The sequence below is a fragment of the Serratia sp. N21D137 genome, from assembly GCF_047530005.1.
Taxonomy (GTDB): Bacteria; Pseudomonadota; Gammaproteobacteria; order Enterobacterales; family Enterobacteriaceae; genus Chania; species Chania fonticola_B.
Map to the genome: position 1 here is coordinate 146227 of NZ_JBLJAJ010000006.1, position 16251 is coordinate 162477.

Genomic DNA, 16251 nt, shown 5'->3' on the forward strand with positions numbered 1-16251 from the left:
CAGCCTTTGGGAGTCAGACAATGCAAGAGAATCACAAGATTCTGGTCGTCGATGATGACATGCGCCTGCGCGCGCTTTTAGAGCGTTACTTAACCGAACAGGGCTTCCAGGTTCGCAGCGTTGCCAACGCTGAGCAAATGGATCGTTTGCTGACGCGTGAGTCTTTCCATCTGATGGTATTAGACCTGATGTTGCCGGGTGAGGATGGGCTATCCATTTGCCGCCGCCTGCGCAGTCAAAGCAACCCGATGCCGATCATTATGGTGACCGCCAAGGGTGAAGAAGTGGACCGTATCGTCGGGCTGGAAATCGGTGCCGATGACTATATCCCTAAGCCGTTCAACCCACGTGAACTGCTTGCCCGTATCCGTGCCGTGCTGCGCCGTCAGGCCAACGAACTGCCGGGTGCGCCTTCTCAGGAAGAGGCGGTGATCGCCTTTGGTAAATTCAAACTGAACCTCGGCACGCGCGAGATGTTCCGTGAAGATGAGCCTATGCCATTAACCAGCGGTGAATTTGCCGTGCTGAAAGCCTTGGTCAGCCACCCACGCGAACCGTTATCGCGCGATAAGCTGATGAATCTGGCCCGTGGCCGCGAATACAGCGCGATGGAGCGTTCCATCGACGTGCAGATCTCGCGCCTGCGCCGCATGGTCGAAGAAGATCCGGCACATCCACGCTATATCCAGACCGTTTGGGGTCTTGGCTACGTCTTCGTCCCGGACGGCAGTAAGGCATGAGGCGATTACGCTTTTCACCGCGTAGCTCGTTTGCCCGAACTTTGCTGTTGATCGTCACCTTGCTGTTCGTCAGCCTGGTGACGACCTATCTGGTGGTGCTTAACTTCGCCATCCTGCCCAGTCTGCAGCAGTTCAATAAGGTATTGGCGTACGAAGTTCGTATGCTGATGACCGATCGGCTGCAACTGGAGGACGGTACCTTGCTTGAGGTGCCGCCAGCGTTCCGCCGCGAGATCTACCGCGAGCTGGGCATTTCGCTTTATACCAACGCGGCTGCTGAAGAGAGCGGCCTGCGCTGGGCACAACACTACCAGTTCCTTAGTCAGCAGATGGCGCAGCAACTGGGTGGCCCGACCGACGTCCGCGTCGAGGTGAATAAAAACTCCCCGGTGGTCTGGCTGAAAACCTGGTTGCAGCCGGATATCTGGGTGCGCGTCCCGCTGACCGAAATCCATCAAGGCGATTTTTCGCCGCTGTTCCGCTACACCCTGGCGATTATGCTGCTGGCGATAGGCGGCGCCTGGCTATTTATCCGCATTCAGAACCGCCCTCTGGTGGAGCTGGAGCACGCCGCCTTGCAGGTAGGCAAAGGCATTATTCCGCCGCCGCTACGTGAGTATGGTGCCTCTGAGGTGCGCTCGGTAACCCGGGCCTTCAACCAGATGGCCTCTGGGGTGAAGTTGCTGGCCGACGATCGCACGCTGCTGATGGCGGGGGTCAGTCATGACCTGCGCACGCCGTTGACGCGTATCCGTCTGGCGACGGAAATGATGAGCGAGCAAGACGGTTATCTGGCGGAGTCGATCAATAAAGATATCGAAGAATGTAACGCCATCATCGAACAGTTTATTGATTACCTGCGTACCGGCCAGGAGATGCAAACCGAAATTTGCGATTTGAATTCCATTCTGGGCGAAGTGGTGGCCACCGAAAGTGGCTACGAGCGGGTGATCGAAACCGATATTCTGCCGGGTGAGCTGATGGTGGATGTGCATCCGCTCTCGATCAAACGTGCGGTGGTGAACATGGTGGTGAATGCGGCGCGCTATGGCAACGGCTGGATCAAGGTCAGCAGCGGGCGAGAACTGCAGCGCGGCTGGTTCCAGGTGGAGGATGATGGCCCCGGTATCAAGCCGGAAGAGCTGAAGCATCTGTTCCAACCCTTTGTACGTGGCGACAGTGCGCGTAGCACCAGTGGCACCGGGTTAGGGCTGGCGATCGTGCAGCGCATCATTGACGCTCATGCTGGCGTGCTGGATATCGGCACCAGTGAGCGTGGTGGGCTGCGTATCCGAGCTTATCTCCCATTACCGATCGAGAAGAAAGAAACTTCCAGCGGGACTCCGCCAGCCAAAGAGAACGCCTGATATCCTGACTTAAGGCCGCAGCATTGTGGCCTGGTCAGGGCTTCGTGTTTCCTTCATATTCATCGCCAAAGGTGACATCGCGCGGTGGTTCCTCCCCGCGCGGCGGGATTTTCAACTCGACGCCGCCTAATTCGGCAAAGTGTTGATGCATCCAGGTTCCCAATCCATAACGCGGTGGCTTCTTCAGTAAGGTTTGTTTCAAGTCCATATGTGCCTCCTCCAGCCTTCAACGGGCGCAGCATTGCAGCGCCCCTCCAAATTGACCACAAGTGCAAGTCAGCCACGAATTCAAACCAACCTCAAGTGCAAATCAGCCAAAAATAGAAAAGGCGCGGAATTCCGCGCCTTGGCTTAGGAGGTAATCAACGCTATTACAGTTTCGGACCCGAGCTGACCAGTGCAGCGCCTGCCGGGGTATCGGTGTATTTGTCGAAGTTGGTGATAAAGCGGTTCGCCAGATCGTGCGCCTTCTCTTCCCACTGTTCTATGTTGGCATAGGTGGCACGTGGGTCGAGGATGGCCGGATCAACGCCTGGCAGGGCGGTAGGCATCGACAGATCGAAGATTGGCAGCGTGATGGTTTCTGCCTTATCGATTTCACCGTTGAGGATGGCGTCGATAATGCCGCGGGTGTCTTTGATCGAGATACGCTTACCGGTGCCGTTCCAGCCGGTATTGACCAGGTAAGCCTGGGCTCCGGCTGCCTGCATGCGCTTGACCAGCACTTCTGCATACTGGGTTGGGTGCAGTGACAGGAACGCCGCGCCAAAGCAGGCAGAGAAGGTTGGCGTTGGCTCGGTAACGCCGCGCTCGGTACCGGCCAGTTTGGCGGTGAAACCGGACAGGAAGTGGTACTGGGTCTGGTTGGCCGTCAGGCGTGATACCGGTGGCAGTACGCCGAAGGCGTCCGCAGTCAGGAAGATCACCTTGGTAGCGTGGCCCGCTTTGGACACCGGCTTGACGATATTGTGGATGTGGTAGATCGGATAGGAAACGCGGGTGTTCTCGGTTTTCGATCCGTCGTTGAAGTCCACGGTGCCGTCGGCCAATACGGTGACGTTTTCCAGCAGCGCATCACGCTTGATGGCGTGATAGATATCTGGCTCGGCTTCTTCCGACAACTTGATGGTCTTGGCGTAGCAGCCGCCTTCGAAGTTGAAGACGCCATCGTCATCCCAGCCGTGTTCGTCATCGCCAATCAGTTGGCGTTTCGGATCGGTGGACAGGGTGGTTTTACCGGTGCCGGACAGGCCGAAGAACACCGCCACGTCGCCTTTCTCGCCCACGTTGGCCGAGCAGTGCATGGAGGCAATGCCTTTAAGCGGCAGCAGGTAGTTCATGATGGAGAACATACCCTTTTTCATTTCGCCGCCGTACCAGGTGCCGCCGATCAGCTGCATACGCTCGGTCAGGTTGAATGCCACGAAGTTTTCCGAGTTCATTCCCTGCTGCTGCCAGTTCGGATTGGTGCACTTGGCGCCGTTCATCACCACGAAATCAGGCTCAAAGCCCTGCAGTTCTTCATCGCTCGGGCGGATAAACATGTTTTTGACGAAATGCGCTTGCCAGGCCACTTCTGTGATAAAGCGGACTTTCAGGCGGGAGTCTGCGTTAGCACCGCAGAAGGTATCGACCACGAACAGGCGCTTGCCGGAAAGCTGCTCGGTGACCAGTTTTTTCAGATCTGCCCAGACTTCAGGGCTGAGAGGTTTGTTATCGTTCTTGCCTTTACCTTGATCGGCCCACCAGACGGTGTCCCGGGTGATATCGTCACGGACGATGTACTTATCTTTTGGCGAACGGCCGGTGAAGATGCCGGTATCGACGGCAACGGCACCCAGATTGGTTACTACACCACGCTCAAACCCTTGCAGTGAAGGGTCCGTTTCTTCCTTAAACAGTAATTCATAACTCGGATTGTGAACGATTTCACCAACGTTATGAATTCCATAAGCGGCAAGATCCTGGTGGGTTATACCATTAACACGCATGTCACTACTCCTTGATCACAGAATTTCTGGCGACAATTGTAGGGATCCATGGCGATGTAACCGCGATAGGTATCAAATATTTAACGTATTAAACGTTTTTTAGTTAAGTTATGAGATGTAGACCACGGAATAAAGCAAGCGTGCAAACGGCGAGGGCTGACGTGCGTCACAACTCGACGCACGTCACACCGCGGTGTTGCTTAATGCAGTTGGGTGTTGCTGTCGGCATTGCCGTTGTGGAGGGCGGCGATGTCTAACGCATCGAATACATAATGATTACCACAGTAATCACAGTGCATATCGATGTTGCCATCCTGTTCCAGCATATCGGCCACTTCTTCCGCTGGCAGCGTGATCAAGGCATCGGCACAGCGCTGGCGTGAACAGGTGCAGCGGAAGATCACGTCCTGAGGTTCGTACAGCGTAACCTCTTCCTGATGATAGAGGCGATACAGCACTTCGTTGGCCGGCAGGGTGAACAGCTCGTGATCCTTGATGGTGGCGGTCAGCTGCACCAGATGGTCGAAATCATCGGCATTGCCATCCTGAGCTGGCAGTACCTGCAGCAGCATACCGGCAGCCGCAGGTTTGCCTTCAGCTTCACCGGTACGGATAAACAGCCGCGTTGGCAACTGTTCGGACTGGCGGAAATACCCTTCCAGACACTGGGCCAGCGTTTCACCTTCCAGACCCACCACGCCCTGATAGCGTTCACCTTCAGACGGGCTGATGGTGATCACCATAATGCCGTTACCCAGCATCTGGTGCAGGGTGCTGTCGGCCACAATCTCGCCTTCGACACGGGCTACACCACGCATCTCCTGGCGATTATTGCCGTTGATAACTGCCAGTTTCAGCGGGCCGTCGCCTTGCACCTGAACGGTAATGTCACCGTCGAACTTCAGCGTGGCGGTCAGCAGGCTGGTGGCTACCAGCAACTCGCCCAGCAGTTTTTGTACCGGTGCCGGATAATCATGGTTGGTCAGGATGTGCTGATAGGTTTCGCTGACGGTAACCAGCTCACCGCGCACCGCGTAGTTTTCGAACAGGTAACGGTGTAATTGGTCATGGTTGGACATAGTTTTCTCTCATTGAGGCGAGGGATTATTCCTGCTCGCCAAATTTAAATTTAATCAAATCGCGCCGCTCTTTCTTGTCCGGACGACGATCCGGATGCGGCATGGTCAGCGCATTCATCTTGCGTGCCAGCGCCACTTTCTCGCGATTGGCAATGCTGGCCTCGGTTTCCTGATACATCAGCTGCGCCTCGTCGGCTCCACGCCGTTGGCTATTGATGGCCAGCACGATGACAGTGCGTTCGTCGTTGCCCTGACGCAGCTTGATTTCGGCATTGATTTCAACGGCTTTACTCGGCTTGCCGCGCTGCCCGTTGTAGTGCACCTTGCCGCCGTCGATCATGTCACGGGCCAGTGCGCGGGTTTTGTAAAATCGGGCGGCCCACAGCCATTTATCCAGGCGAACGGCCTCATCCGGTGTTGCTTTGGCTTTCATTGCTCCCTCCGTTCCAAGGCCGGTATCAACTGGCGGTAGTCGCTCATCGACGGATAACGCTGGAAAGTTTTACTCGCCATGCTGGAATCCGGGTTCTGCACGCCAAGGCAGTAGCGGATACCAAACTTGCTTGCGGCATCCAGAATGGGTTCACCATCATCCACAAACATTGTGCGCTGCGGGTCAAAGCCGGTTTGCTGCTGCACGGCCTGCCACAGACGCTGATCTTCCTTTGGATAACCAAATGTGTGGGTGGAAAGTAATAAATCAAGGTGTCGATCCAAACCGGTGTGCTCAACCTTCACCGCCAGACTGTGTGGATGCGCGTTGGTGAGCAGGATGGTGCGCTGCCCGGCATCGCGTAACGCCTGCAAAAATGGCTGGGTATCTTCACGCAGCCGAGCGCGGTTACCGACTTCGCTGGTCATTTGATAGATATCCAGCCCTAGGCGTTCGCTCCAGTAATCAAAGCAATACCAGTTCATGGTGTGTTGCACGGACAGGTATTCCTGGTGAATGATTTTGCTGGCTTCGTCGAAGGGAATGTCTCGTTGCTTACTCAACGCCTGCGGTACCAACGTTAGCCAAAAATGGCTGTCGAATTCAAGATCCAGCAGGGTGCCGTCCATATCCAGCAGTACGGTATCAATATCGTGCCAGTCAAACTCAGGAACCATGTACCAACTCCATAGGCGGGATAGCGGTATCCCGCGGATGATAAAAAACATACAGCCTAGTATAGGCGGATGGCAGGTTGGAGGCTACGCCATCGGGCGTATGGACATCGGGGTGAGCTGCGGGTTGAAGCAACTGTCGTAATAGCGCTGGATATCGGCGAGGCGATGTTGGTTTTTGCGCCTGCGTTGTACCAACCGCCAGGAGTTGTAACCCAGCACGACGACCAACACCAGCAACAGCAGGCTGGTGCCAAGATAGCGCCACAGGGTCACGATATCCGGTTCACTATGCAGGGCGATATGCCGAGTGCCGTTGGCATCGACAAAGATATTGGTGATCACCCCGTTTGCCCGGAACGGCGTATGTAGCAACATGCTGCTAAGACGCTGTAGTTCTTTCCATTGGTCGAGTGAGTTGTATTCGTTCAGCGGCTGTGTGGGCAAGGGATAATCCACCAACTGCTTGCCTTCGTCACTAGTAATCAAAAAACCGCCCGGTGGTGGGCTGTTGAGGGCCGCAGCGGCCTGACGGGTTTCCCGCACCACGAAGGCAGAGGTAGCCGCGTTACTCAGGTTTTCCAGCGATTCAGCACTGACCGGACGCAGCAGGACGTTAACGCCTTCCAGCGCCCCGGATTTGGCCCGTTTCACCAGGTTGGCCCAGTTCTTGACGTTACCCAGATTGACCAGCGCATTCTTCAAGCGCACACAGTCGGCCTCCGTGCCACACAGGTCCTGCGTTTTCAATACGATATCCGCAAAGTCATCCAACAGGATCATGCCTGACTTTTCAATGGCGCTGGCCAACTGTGGGTTCACTTTCTGCTCGGCACCGCTTGGGTGCAGTTGCCGGTTGATGGTGGCCATCAGCGCAGCTGCTTTATCGATCACTTCCGATTCGGGCTGTGGCAGCGGGGTCGCCGTATTCCAGTAGATCCCAGAACAATCGAAAGGCATAAAGCTTGGCGCAGTGGCGCTGTTGTTGCCCGAAGGAACGTAGCACATGCCGTTGCCCTGAATTTTCAGCCTATCGCCGATATGCAGTGGAATGGCCTCCAGCGCTTGAACGCTGGTGACTTCCGTTTTCTGTGTGCCCTGTAACCACGCTGTGCTCAATTTAGCGGGTAGGCTGAGTGGAATGTAGATTAACAGTAACAACAGCACCACGAGCGAACTGGCCGCTAATACGGCGTTCTTGCCCCAATGCTGCAAGGGGAAGTTTTTCACTTCGTCATGCAGGGAAAGATAGTGCCCTTGACGTACCACCTGCCGGTTGAGGTAGATATCCACATTGGTGGTTTTACCCAGGTCTGCATTCAGGTAAGGCAACCAGTGCGGGGGGTAGATCAAATCGATAATGCCAAAAGAGATATTACTGATTTGCCCCTGATTGGACTCACCGAATAACCCCCAGCGCTTTGGCGTGCCGCGCAGACAGTGCACCTCTTTCAGCTCTTTTTCGCTCGGGCGGCGCAACAGATGCCAGCAGCTCCAGACGATCATCAGCACCGCTACCAGAATGATCCAGGGGATCACTACCACCGGACTGATCAGGCTAAGGAACAGCAGCAGTAGGGCAGCAGAGATGAGGGCCGCTTCCTTGACGCCGTTCGGCCGGTTAAGCTCATGTTCCTCGCGGGTTTCCTTGCGAATGTTCACCAACTCAATATGTTCGCTCTCTTCTTTGCGGATGGAGGCGTTCCTTGTCGGGGTTGTAGTCACTACCGGCGAAGGTGGGCTGTCGTAAATATGATCCAGCAGCGAATGGCCGTTGAGTGAGATCACCAGCGGTAGAGTCTGGGTCTTGATCACTTCGACATGGTTATCGGCGCTGATGTACTGCTCCCAAAACGGAGGAAGATGGATCTCTTCCGAGTCGAGATAGTAGCGCCAGTTGTTGGGTTCATCGCTTGCCAGACCATAGCGGGTAATGGCATGGGTGATCGGGTAAACGTTGTCGCTCTGTGCGGTCAACGCCAGCCTGGCAGAAGGCAGGGAAGCGGAACCTGACAGCAGTTTGTTGCCCAGGCGGTTTTGTTGGTTGAGGTAATTCTCGATAGCTGCCCGCTCTGGCGCGGTCAGTTTGCGGTGGTTAGGTTTGACGAACGGCAGGATACCAGCCAAGGCTGGCTGGGGGCGGAATTTAAACCACAAGTAGAGGCCAGCAGCGATCAGGCAGGCTAGCGCTAAGGCCAATATCAACGCTATTGTGCTCATGCTATTCTCGTCCTACACCCATGAAACCGCCAATCTTACGCAAAGCCAGACATTATACGGAGTTAACCGCCCAGAGATAGAATGACCCACCGTTTAGTTGTTATCCGGCTCTCATTCGTGGCTATCGTTAGGCATTTACCGTACGATTTTTTAACCTGCACGAGCATAGCAATCCTCATGGTGTCCGGATATCAGGATTATCCTATTTGCCTACCTGTTTTTTTATCCACCAGGATAGCTGCTGGTCAGGTTTGTTAAAAAAAAGTAAATTACAGGCTAAGCTCGTTGCGGAAATGGTTCCCATTAACGCACAATGTGATCAAGATCGAGTTTAGCCAGTGGTTGACCCTTTTGCTGTCTGCCACAACGCGCATATTATTATCCTGGTTACCTGCCTGAGAGTACTGAGTATTCAGTGTATTAGGCGGTTAACCTATTTGAGGCAATCATGGATAAACAGCTGCAAAAACCTAAAATTCTGAAAGTAGAAACGGTCGCGCGCTCGCGTTTATTTAACGTGGAGTCGGTCGATCTGGAGTTCAGTAACGGTGTGCGGCGGGTCTATGAGCGTATGCGCCCTTCGGAACGCGAAGCGGTGATGATTGTGCCGGTGATAGGGGATGATTTGCTGCTGATCCGTGAATATGCGGTAGGCACCGAATCCTATGAGCTGGGCTTCCCCAAAGGGCTGATCGATCCTGGCGAAGGGGTGTTGGAAGCCGCTAACCGCGAACTGATGGAAGAAGTCGGCTTTGGGGCCGGGCGCTTTGATTTCCTCAGCAAACTGACGATGGCACCTTCCTATTTTTCCAGCCAGATGAATATCGTGCTGGCACACGACCTCTATGCGCAAAGCCTGGAGGGGGACGAGCCAGAGCCGTTACCCCAGGTACGTTGGCCGATAGCCAACATGATGGCACTGCTGGCGGAACCGGACTTTCGTGAGGCGCGCAATGTCAGCGCATTGTTCCTGGCAGAGGCATTCCTGCGCGGTTCACGCTAACCCTCAATCGATTCATCTGCTGACAAATCCGCCTGGGCTCACAACATACGGCGCCCGCCGGTTAAGATAAAAAAATGGCCAGATTGCTCTGGCCATTGTCGTTTTTAGAACAGCTCGTGACTTTCGCCACCAGGGTCTGTCAGGGTGGTTCCGGCATCATGTACCGAGAACTCCGTGGGTTGAGTGCCTTCGATAAAGTACTCGGAACGGCTACCTCCGCCCCCGTTGGACAGTTTGCCGGTGCTCTTGTCGATGGTCACGCTGACAATCCCCGGCGGTGGAGTGACTTTCTGCTCTGGCAGGCCTTCCAGCGCCACCTTCATAAAATCATCCCAAGCCGGTTGAGCACTCTTCGCTCCACCTTCACCACCGGAAATCTGATCCGGGATGGCACCCGAAGCGGAGGCACGGCCAAGATTGCGGCGGTGATCGTCGAAACCGATCCACACCGATGTCACTGTTTCTGGGCCGTAGCCGGAGAACCAGGCATCTTTCGAACTGTTGGTGGTACCGGTTTTGCCGCCGATATCATGGCGTTTAAGATCGCGGCCTGCGCGCCAGCCGGTACCCATCCAGCCCGGTTCACCGAAGATATTGGTGTTCAATGCATCACGGATCAGGAACGACAGCGGGGTGCTGATCACATGTGGTGCATACTGCTGGTCGTTATCTTGCTGCATCTGGGCCGGGGTTACCTGCTCAAGCTGTGGCATCGGGACGTTGGCATTGTTGCCTTCCTGCGATACCGCCACGTTCTCGACGTTATCATCGGAAAGCATGGCTGAACGATGCGTATCGCCGTAGATCACCGGCAGGTTGCAGCTATCGCAGACCACTTTCGGTTTGGCTTCGAATACCGCGTTACCCGTATCGTCTTCGATCTTGGTGATGAAGTACGGGTCAACCAGATAGCCACCGTTGGCCAACACGGCATAGCCGCGAGCCACCTGTAGCGGGGTGAACGAAGCTGAACCCAGCGCCAGCGATTCCGAATGCACGATGTTTTGCGCAGGGAAACCAAAGCGTTGCAGATATTCAGCGGCATAGTCCACGCCCATGGCGCGCATTGCCCGCACCATCACCACGTTTTTCGATTGGCCTAGGCCTTGGCGTAGTCGGATAGGACCGTCGTAAGTAGGTGGCGAGTTTTTCGGCCGCCAGTCGGTACCGGCACCGGCATCCCAACGGGTGATCGGCAGATCGTTGAGGATGGTGGCCAGCGTCAGGCCCTTATCCATCGCCGCGGTATACAGGAACGGTTTGATGTTGGACCCCACCTGGCGCAGCGCCTGGGTTGCGCGGTTGAACTTGCTCTGGTTGAAATCGAAGCCGCCGACCAACGCCTTGATAGCGCCAGTATTAGGATCGAGTGACACCAGCGCCGAGTTCACGTCCGGCACCTGTGACAGCCACCAGTTGTCGTTAACTTTACGCACCCAGATCTGTTGGCCGGGCTGCACCACGTCGGTGACGCGCTTCGGCGTAGGGCCTTGCAGCGTATCGCTCTTGAACGCACGTGCCCAACGCATGCCAGACATGGGGAGCGCAATGCGGCTGCCATCGGCCAGCATGGCGGTAGCTTGTTCGGCATCCGCCTGCAGGATCACCGCAGGAGACAGCGGGCCGTAGTTCGGCAGGTTCTTCAGTGAATCGACAATCTGTTTCTGATCCCAGGCAGGCTCACCCACTTTCCACAGCACGTTTGACGGGCCGCGATAGCCGTGACGCATGTCGTAGTTGAGGATGTTGTTACGTACCGCCTCCTGCGCACCTTGTTGCAGCCGCTTGGTGATGGTGGTGTAGACCTTGTAACCGTCGGTATAGGCGTTTTCACCGTAACGCTTGATCATCTCCTGACGCACCAGCTCTGAAAGATAAGGGGCGGAGAAGCTGATTTCCGGCGCATGGTAATTGGCTACCAAAGGTTCACTGCGGGCCTGATCGTACTGCGCCTGTGTGATGTAGCGCTCATCCAGCATTCGCGATAGCACCACGTTACGACGCGCTACGGAGCGATCGTGGGAGTACAACGGGTTAAAGGTAGAAGGTGCCTTGGGTAATCCGGCAATGGTGGCCATTTCGCTCAGCGTCAGTTGGCTGACATCCTTACCAAAATAGACGTGCGCGGCAGCACCCACGCCATAAGCGCGGTAACCCAGATAGATTTTGTTCAGATACAGCTCAAGAATTTCATCCTTGGTCAGCATCTGTTCAATGCGGATCGCCAGGAAGGCTTCCTTGATTTTGCGCATCAAAGTGCGTTCCGGGCTCAGGAAGAAGTTTCTGGCCAACTGCTGGGTGATGGTACTGGCCCCCTGCGAAGCATGGCCGGAAACCAGCGCGACCGAGGCGGCACGGAAGATACCAACGGGATCGACCCCGTGATGATCATAGAAACGGCTGTCCTCCGTGGCGATGAAGGCATGCACCATCACCGGTGGGATTTGGTCCAGCTTGAGAGGAATACGGCGTTTTTCACCATATTGGGCGATCAGTTCGCCCTCCGCGCTGTAAACCTGCATCGGGATTTGTAGCCGCACGTCTTTCAGCGTTGCGACATCGGGCAGCTGTGGCTCGACATATTTGTACAAGCCAAAAATCGAGGCTGCTCCCAGCACGATGCAAAACACTGCAAGGATTAAAAGATACTTTACGAACTTCACCTGAGATTTCCCATTTCATGTCAATTGGGCAGTTTATAAACAACCGCGCGGTAGTATAAAGGCAAGCCTGCAACATGGATATGTTCTTTTGTTATCTGAGGGTACGGAGGTGGGGTGAAATATGTTTTCTCAAACGTGGCAGGTGGGGTTGGATATCCAGGATCACAGCATCAGAGCGCTGGCTGCGCAGCGTCGGCGTAACGGTTGGCAATTGCGCCACTGGTGGCAACAGGCATTGCCGTATTCGGCGCTGCGGGCCGGGCATTTAGAGAGTTCTGCGATGCTGGTGGAGGTACTCAAGCAGTGGCGTAGCCGGTTACCAAGACATATTTCCTTACGCATTGCTTTACCCGCGCAGCGGGTTTTACAGCAGACGTTACCCCTGCCGGATCTGCGCTTGCAGGAACCGGTTCGCCATGACTACATCACCACCCAGGGTCTGAAACAGTTCCCGTTAGACAGCCAGACGTTAGCATTGGATTACCGCCAGGCGCAGCCCAATACCCATCAGTTGCTGCTCACCGCGGCCCGCCAGCAGGAGCTGCAACAATGGCTGCATTGCCTGCAACAGGCGGATCTGCATCCCCAGGTGATCGATATCGCCCCCAATGCGCTAAGTATGATGGCCGCCTTTGCCGGCTTGGCTCCCGATGCCGGGCTGCTGCATCGCCTGGAGTCGGAATGGTTATGGGTAGCACCGCGAGCGATGTCCTTTGCTTATGGCGTCTTGCCTGCGGGGGAAGCCGTCGGCGTCAAGCAAGCGTTGGCAGCCCTGCGTTCAGCTTGCCCAGCCATGGGGGCTAAAGAGGTGTATTACAGCAGCGTGCTGGACGAGGCCGCGCCAGAAGGTGCCATGCCTTGGTCACCGTTCACGGCTTTCAGCCGCTTATACCCGCCGCTGCCCGCTCAGCCAATGGCGTTTGTTCTAGCCGGCGGGTTGGCTCTGCGCCGCGAGGATGCCTGATGTATCAGGTCAATCTGTTGCCCTGGCGCCTCAGACGGCAGCGGCAGCGCTACACCTTCTGGTTACGCTGCTTCGTTGCTCAATTGCTGCTGGTGCTGGCTATGCTCACGGCAGCCTACTTTTTGCTGTTCTACCAACAGGCCAGGCAACATTCGATATTGCAGGACTTAACGCAGCAACACACTGAGCTGGCAGAGCGTATTCAGCAGACTCAGCAAAAGATGGCCGAACTGGCCCGTTTGGCCGCAGAAAGCACCCGTTACCAGCATAATCGAGCGCACAACCTGCGTTACCTGTCGCTATTGCAGCAGCTCTCGGTAAGGCTGCCGGACACTTTGTGGCTCACGGGGTTTGAAGAGAACCCCAAGGGGATCTCATTGTGGGGGCAAGGTGGGGCGTATGTGGAGATCGTCACCTTTGAACGGCGGTTGGCCGCGCTACCTTTGTTACAGGGCTGTCGCCTGGTTGAAGTCACACAACGAAAGGAGGGAGGGTTGGCGTTCACTCTAACGGCACGCTGGGGGCAGGATGGATAAGCCCCTGCCAGACTGGCTGATCCCCTGGCTAGCCCGGCCTGGTTGGCAGTTGCTGGCGGCTCAATGGCTGGTATTAGCCGGGGTTGGGCTGTTGGCCTGCAGTGGGCTGATCTCGGGGGAATGGCAACGGTGGGAAAGGCTGGATGAGCAGCGTCAGCAGTTGGTACACCAGATTGCAGAGCGTCAGCAGCAACTTAGCCAGCTACCGCCGTTAGCAGAGCTTGAGCAGCGGTTGGGGCATCAGGTGTTGATCGTGCCTGATGAGCCGGGGGATTTGGGTACTCAGCTCTATCAGCTTGGGGGGCGGCTGCTACGTTTCCAGCAGCAGGAGAAACCAGCCCAACAAAAGATAAGGTTACAGCTAGATTTCGAGGGCTTGCTGCGCTTGCTGGAGGCGCTGCCCTCCACCCGCAGGATTGGGCAAATGAAGATCGAGAGGCAGCCCGAAGGGTTAACCACTCAACTGACTCTGATTAGCTCAGAAGAGGCGGTGGATGAATAAGGCGTGGTGGTTTTGGCTGTTGCTCTCGGCCCCGCTGTGGGCTGAACAGTATCGCGATCCGTTCCAGCCACCGCTAACGGCGGCCTGCGCCGATCCTGCCGTTTCACCGGAGGATTGGCGGCTGAAAGGGATTATTGGCACGCCGGATTTGCGCTATGGCTGGGTGGTCACCCCGCAGGGGCAGTGGTTGGGGTTATTGCCCCAGCAGCGTGTGCTGGATGGTGATTGGCAAGTGATGGAGATCCAGCCCCGGCAGCTTGAACTCGTTGCGCAGGATAGGGCCGAAGCATGTCGGCCACGCACGGGTAGTGTGGTGCTCACGTTGGGGAAAAACCGTAAGGAAAAGTGATGAAAGGATATCAGTGGCTTTTGGTGGGGTGGCTGGTTCTCCCTTTGGCGGTGATGGCGGGTGTGCAGCAGGAAAAGCCGGTGTCACTGGTGTTCCATGATACTCCGGTCAGCCTGATTTTACAGGCGCTGGCGGAGTATCAAGATCTGAACCTGGTCGCTGCCGAGGGGGTCGATACCAATCTGACGCTGCGGTTGGACAATGTTCCCTGGCAGCAGGCGTTGGCCGTGGTATTACGCATGGGCAAGCTGACGATGACGTTGGAGGGCAATGTGATGATGGTTTTCCCACTGCCGGATGAACAGGAGCTGCTTCGTCGGCAGCGGGATTTGGCGCAGCAGGAGTCGCTGCACAACCTGACGATCACGCTGCAAAACGCGGAGGCCAGCGAGATAGCGCAGAGCCTGGATAGCCAACGTGGCAAATTATTGACCGAGCGTGGCAGCGTCGTGGTGGATAGACGCACCAACGCGTTGCTGCTGCGTGACACCGCTCAGGCGCTGGCCCAGTTGAAAACCTGGGTGGCAGAGATGGATGCCCCGCTGGAACAGGTGCAACTGGCTGCCCATATTGTCACCATCAGCAGCGAGAATTTGCGGGAGCTTGGCGTAAGGTGGGGCCTGGCGGCAGAAGAAAGGCCAGCCAAAAAGCTGCGGATAGACAATTTCAGCGTTGGTCTGCCGGTAGAGAACAGCGCCATAACGGCCGGTTTCCACCTGGCACGCATCAGCGGGCGCATTCTGGATCTGGAGCTGTCGGCGCTGGAGCAGGAAAATCAGGTGGAGATTATCGCCAGCCCGCGCCTGCTTACCGCACATCTGCAAACCGCCAGCATTAAGCAGGGCACGGAAATCCCCTACGAGGTGTCGAGCGGTTCCAGCGGTGCCACCTCGATCGAGTTCAAGGACGCGGTGCTGGGCATGGAAGTCACGCCGAAGATTTTACCCAATGGCCGCATCACCCTGGCGTTACAGATCAGCCAGAATATGCCCGGGCGTTCGATCAAACAGGGCGAAGGAGAGGCGCTGGCGATCGACAAGCAGGAGATTAAAACCCAGGTGACGGTGAAAGATGGTGAAACCATCGTCTTAGGGGGCATTTTTCAGCGTCAGCGCAACCAAACGGCCGATAAAGTCCCTGGCGTGGGCGATATCCCCTTGCTGGGATCGCTGTTCAAACGCAGCAACCAACAGCATAAAAGGCGCGAGTTGGTGATTTTCATCACGCCCACACTGGTTAAAGTCTAAATTGTCTCGATCGTGATGTTTGGCACGGTGGTGACGCCAAGTCCAAATGAGGGAAACCGACGAAAGTTGCCGTTAATCTGCCAAATCACGACATCCCGTGACTTTTTCAGATAAACTCCAGGCGGAGATCTCGCTGCAATGCTCGGTTCATGAGGTCTTGGTCCAAAATCCTAGCCGTTGAAAACGCTTAAAAGTTGGCAAGCAAATGCACTTTTTTTCGTGCCTTAGAGGCATCTGAGTTTGACGCTGCGGCCGATTTAGCTTACAAGGGTTACCGAATTGAGCACCGAGGTTTTTTTGTTAATGCTGTACCCGTCGTCTTCCAGGCTGAAACCTGGGATCCATAGGGTATAAGACGCCGTTAAAAACGTATGGTTTCCCTCCTGCGGCGTGGATAGTGATTTATTCGGTTGCCAAACTACCAAGAGTGTTGAGATAATTTTTCGTCTGATCTCGCACTATCGCTCATGAGGTTTCAGTTTA

Annotated in this window: 14 protein-coding genes and 1 pseudogene; 8 read left to right on the forward strand and 7 right to left on the reverse strand. The window is 55.7% G+C overall.

From position 1 onward, the window contains the following. Positions 1-20: 20 nt before the first annotated feature. Positions 21-740: a two-component system response regulator OmpR gene (ompR, locus tag ACMV5H_RS07330; RefSeq protein ID WP_004709363.1), complete on the forward strand. Its 720-nt coding sequence runs from the start codon at positions 21-23 to the stop codon at positions 738-740. Continuing rightward, positions 737-2107 (forward strand): two-component system sensor histidine kinase EnvZ, encoded by a 1371-nt coding sequence (envZ, locus tag ACMV5H_RS07335; RefSeq protein WP_414821649.1) that lies wholly within the window; start codon positions 737-739, stop codon positions 2105-2107. Before ompR ends, envZ begins: the two co-directional genes overlap by 4 nt. Positions 2108-2141: 34 nt before the next feature. Here the strand turns inward: envZ and ACMV5H_RS07340 are convergent. The 6 genes and pseudogenes from ACMV5H_RS07340 to ACMV5H_RS07365 all read right to left on the reverse strand — a co-directional run. Then, positions 2142-2327, reverse strand: a pseudogene (locus tag ACMV5H_RS07340) (plasmid stabilization protein); the annotation flags it as partial. 151 nt (positions 2328-2478) lie between these two features. Beyond that, the gene (gene pckA / locus ACMV5H_RS07345; protein ID WP_021807458.1) at positions 2479-4098 is read right to left on the reverse strand and encodes a phosphoenolpyruvate carboxykinase (ATP); all 1620 of its coding nucleotides are present in this window, start codon (positions 4096-4098) and stop codon (positions 2479-2481) included. Between the two features lie 200 nt (positions 4099-4298). Next, complete coding sequence (gene hslO, locus ACMV5H_RS07350) at positions 4299-5177, reverse strand: Hsp33 family molecular chaperone HslO (protein WP_021807459.1); 879 nt, start codon at positions 5175-5177, stop codon at positions 4299-4301. A 25-nt stretch (positions 5178-5202) separates the two neighbouring features. Further along, positions 5203-5610, reverse strand: a complete 408-nt coding sequence (hslR, locus tag ACMV5H_RS07355) for a ribosome-associated heat shock protein Hsp15 (RefSeq protein WP_021181711.1) — start codon at positions 5608-5610, stop codon at positions 5203-5205. After that, entirely contained in the window at positions 5607-6287 is a 681-nt protein-coding gene (yrfG, locus tag ACMV5H_RS07360; RefSeq protein ID WP_223664779.1) for a GMP/IMP nucleotidase, read from the reverse strand. Before yrfG ends, hslR begins: the two co-directional genes overlap by 4 nt. 84 nt (positions 6288-6371) lie before the next feature. Beyond that, entirely contained in the window at positions 6372-8504 is a 2133-nt protein-coding gene (locus tag ACMV5H_RS07365; protein WP_021807461.1) for an intracellular growth attenuator family protein, read from the reverse strand. Between the two features lie 448 nt (positions 8505-8952). Here ACMV5H_RS07365 and nudE point away from each other — a divergent pair, with 448 nt between their 5' ends. Next, positions 8953-9507: an ADP compounds hydrolase NudE gene (gene nudE / locus ACMV5H_RS07370; protein ID WP_021807462.1), complete on the forward strand. Its 555-nt coding sequence runs from the start codon at positions 8953-8955 to the stop codon at positions 9505-9507. 104 nt (positions 9508-9611) lie between these two features. Here nudE and mrcA read toward each other — a convergent pair whose 3' ends face one another. Beyond that, positions 9612-12170, reverse strand: coding sequence for a peptidoglycan glycosyltransferase/peptidoglycan DD-transpeptidase MrcA (gene mrcA / locus ACMV5H_RS07375; RefSeq protein ID WP_059199458.1), 2559 nt, complete (start codon positions 12168-12170; stop codon positions 9612-9614). A 121-nt stretch (positions 12171-12291) separates the two neighbouring features. Here mrcA and pilM point away from each other — a divergent pair, with 121 nt between their 5' ends. From pilM to hofQ, 5 genes are read left to right on the forward strand one after another with little or no spacing between them, the layout of a single operon-like run. Then, entirely contained in the window at positions 12292-13134 is an 843-nt protein-coding gene (pilM, locus tag ACMV5H_RS07380) for a type IV pilus biogenesis protein PilM (RefSeq protein ID WP_115159405.1), read from the forward strand. Continuing rightward, complete coding sequence (locus tag ACMV5H_RS07385) at positions 13134-13670, forward strand: PilN domain-containing protein (RefSeq protein WP_414821650.1); 537 nt, start codon at positions 13134-13136, stop codon at positions 13668-13670. The genes pilM and ACMV5H_RS07385 overlap by 1 nt, the downstream gene beginning before the upstream one ends. Next, a complete protein-coding gene (locus ACMV5H_RS07390; RefSeq protein WP_223536575.1) occupies positions 13663-14172 on the forward strand; it encodes a hypothetical protein in 510 nt (169 codons plus the stop codon). The genes ACMV5H_RS07385 and ACMV5H_RS07390 overlap by 8 nt, the downstream gene beginning before the upstream one ends. Then, positions 14165-14521 carry a hypothetical protein gene (locus tag ACMV5H_RS07395; RefSeq protein WP_414821651.1) on the forward strand — a complete coding sequence of 119 codons (357 nt, stop codon included), beginning with the start codon at positions 14165-14167 and terminating at the stop codon, positions 14519-14521. The genes ACMV5H_RS07390 and ACMV5H_RS07395 overlap by 8 nt, the downstream gene beginning before the upstream one ends. Then, positions 14521-15768 carry a DNA uptake porin HofQ gene (gene hofQ, locus ACMV5H_RS07400; RefSeq protein ID WP_223536571.1) on the forward strand — a complete coding sequence of 416 codons (1248 nt, stop codon included), beginning with the start codon at positions 14521-14523 and terminating at the stop codon, positions 15766-15768. The genes ACMV5H_RS07395 and hofQ overlap by 1 nt, the downstream gene beginning before the upstream one ends. Positions 15769-16251 lie beyond the last annotated feature (483 nt).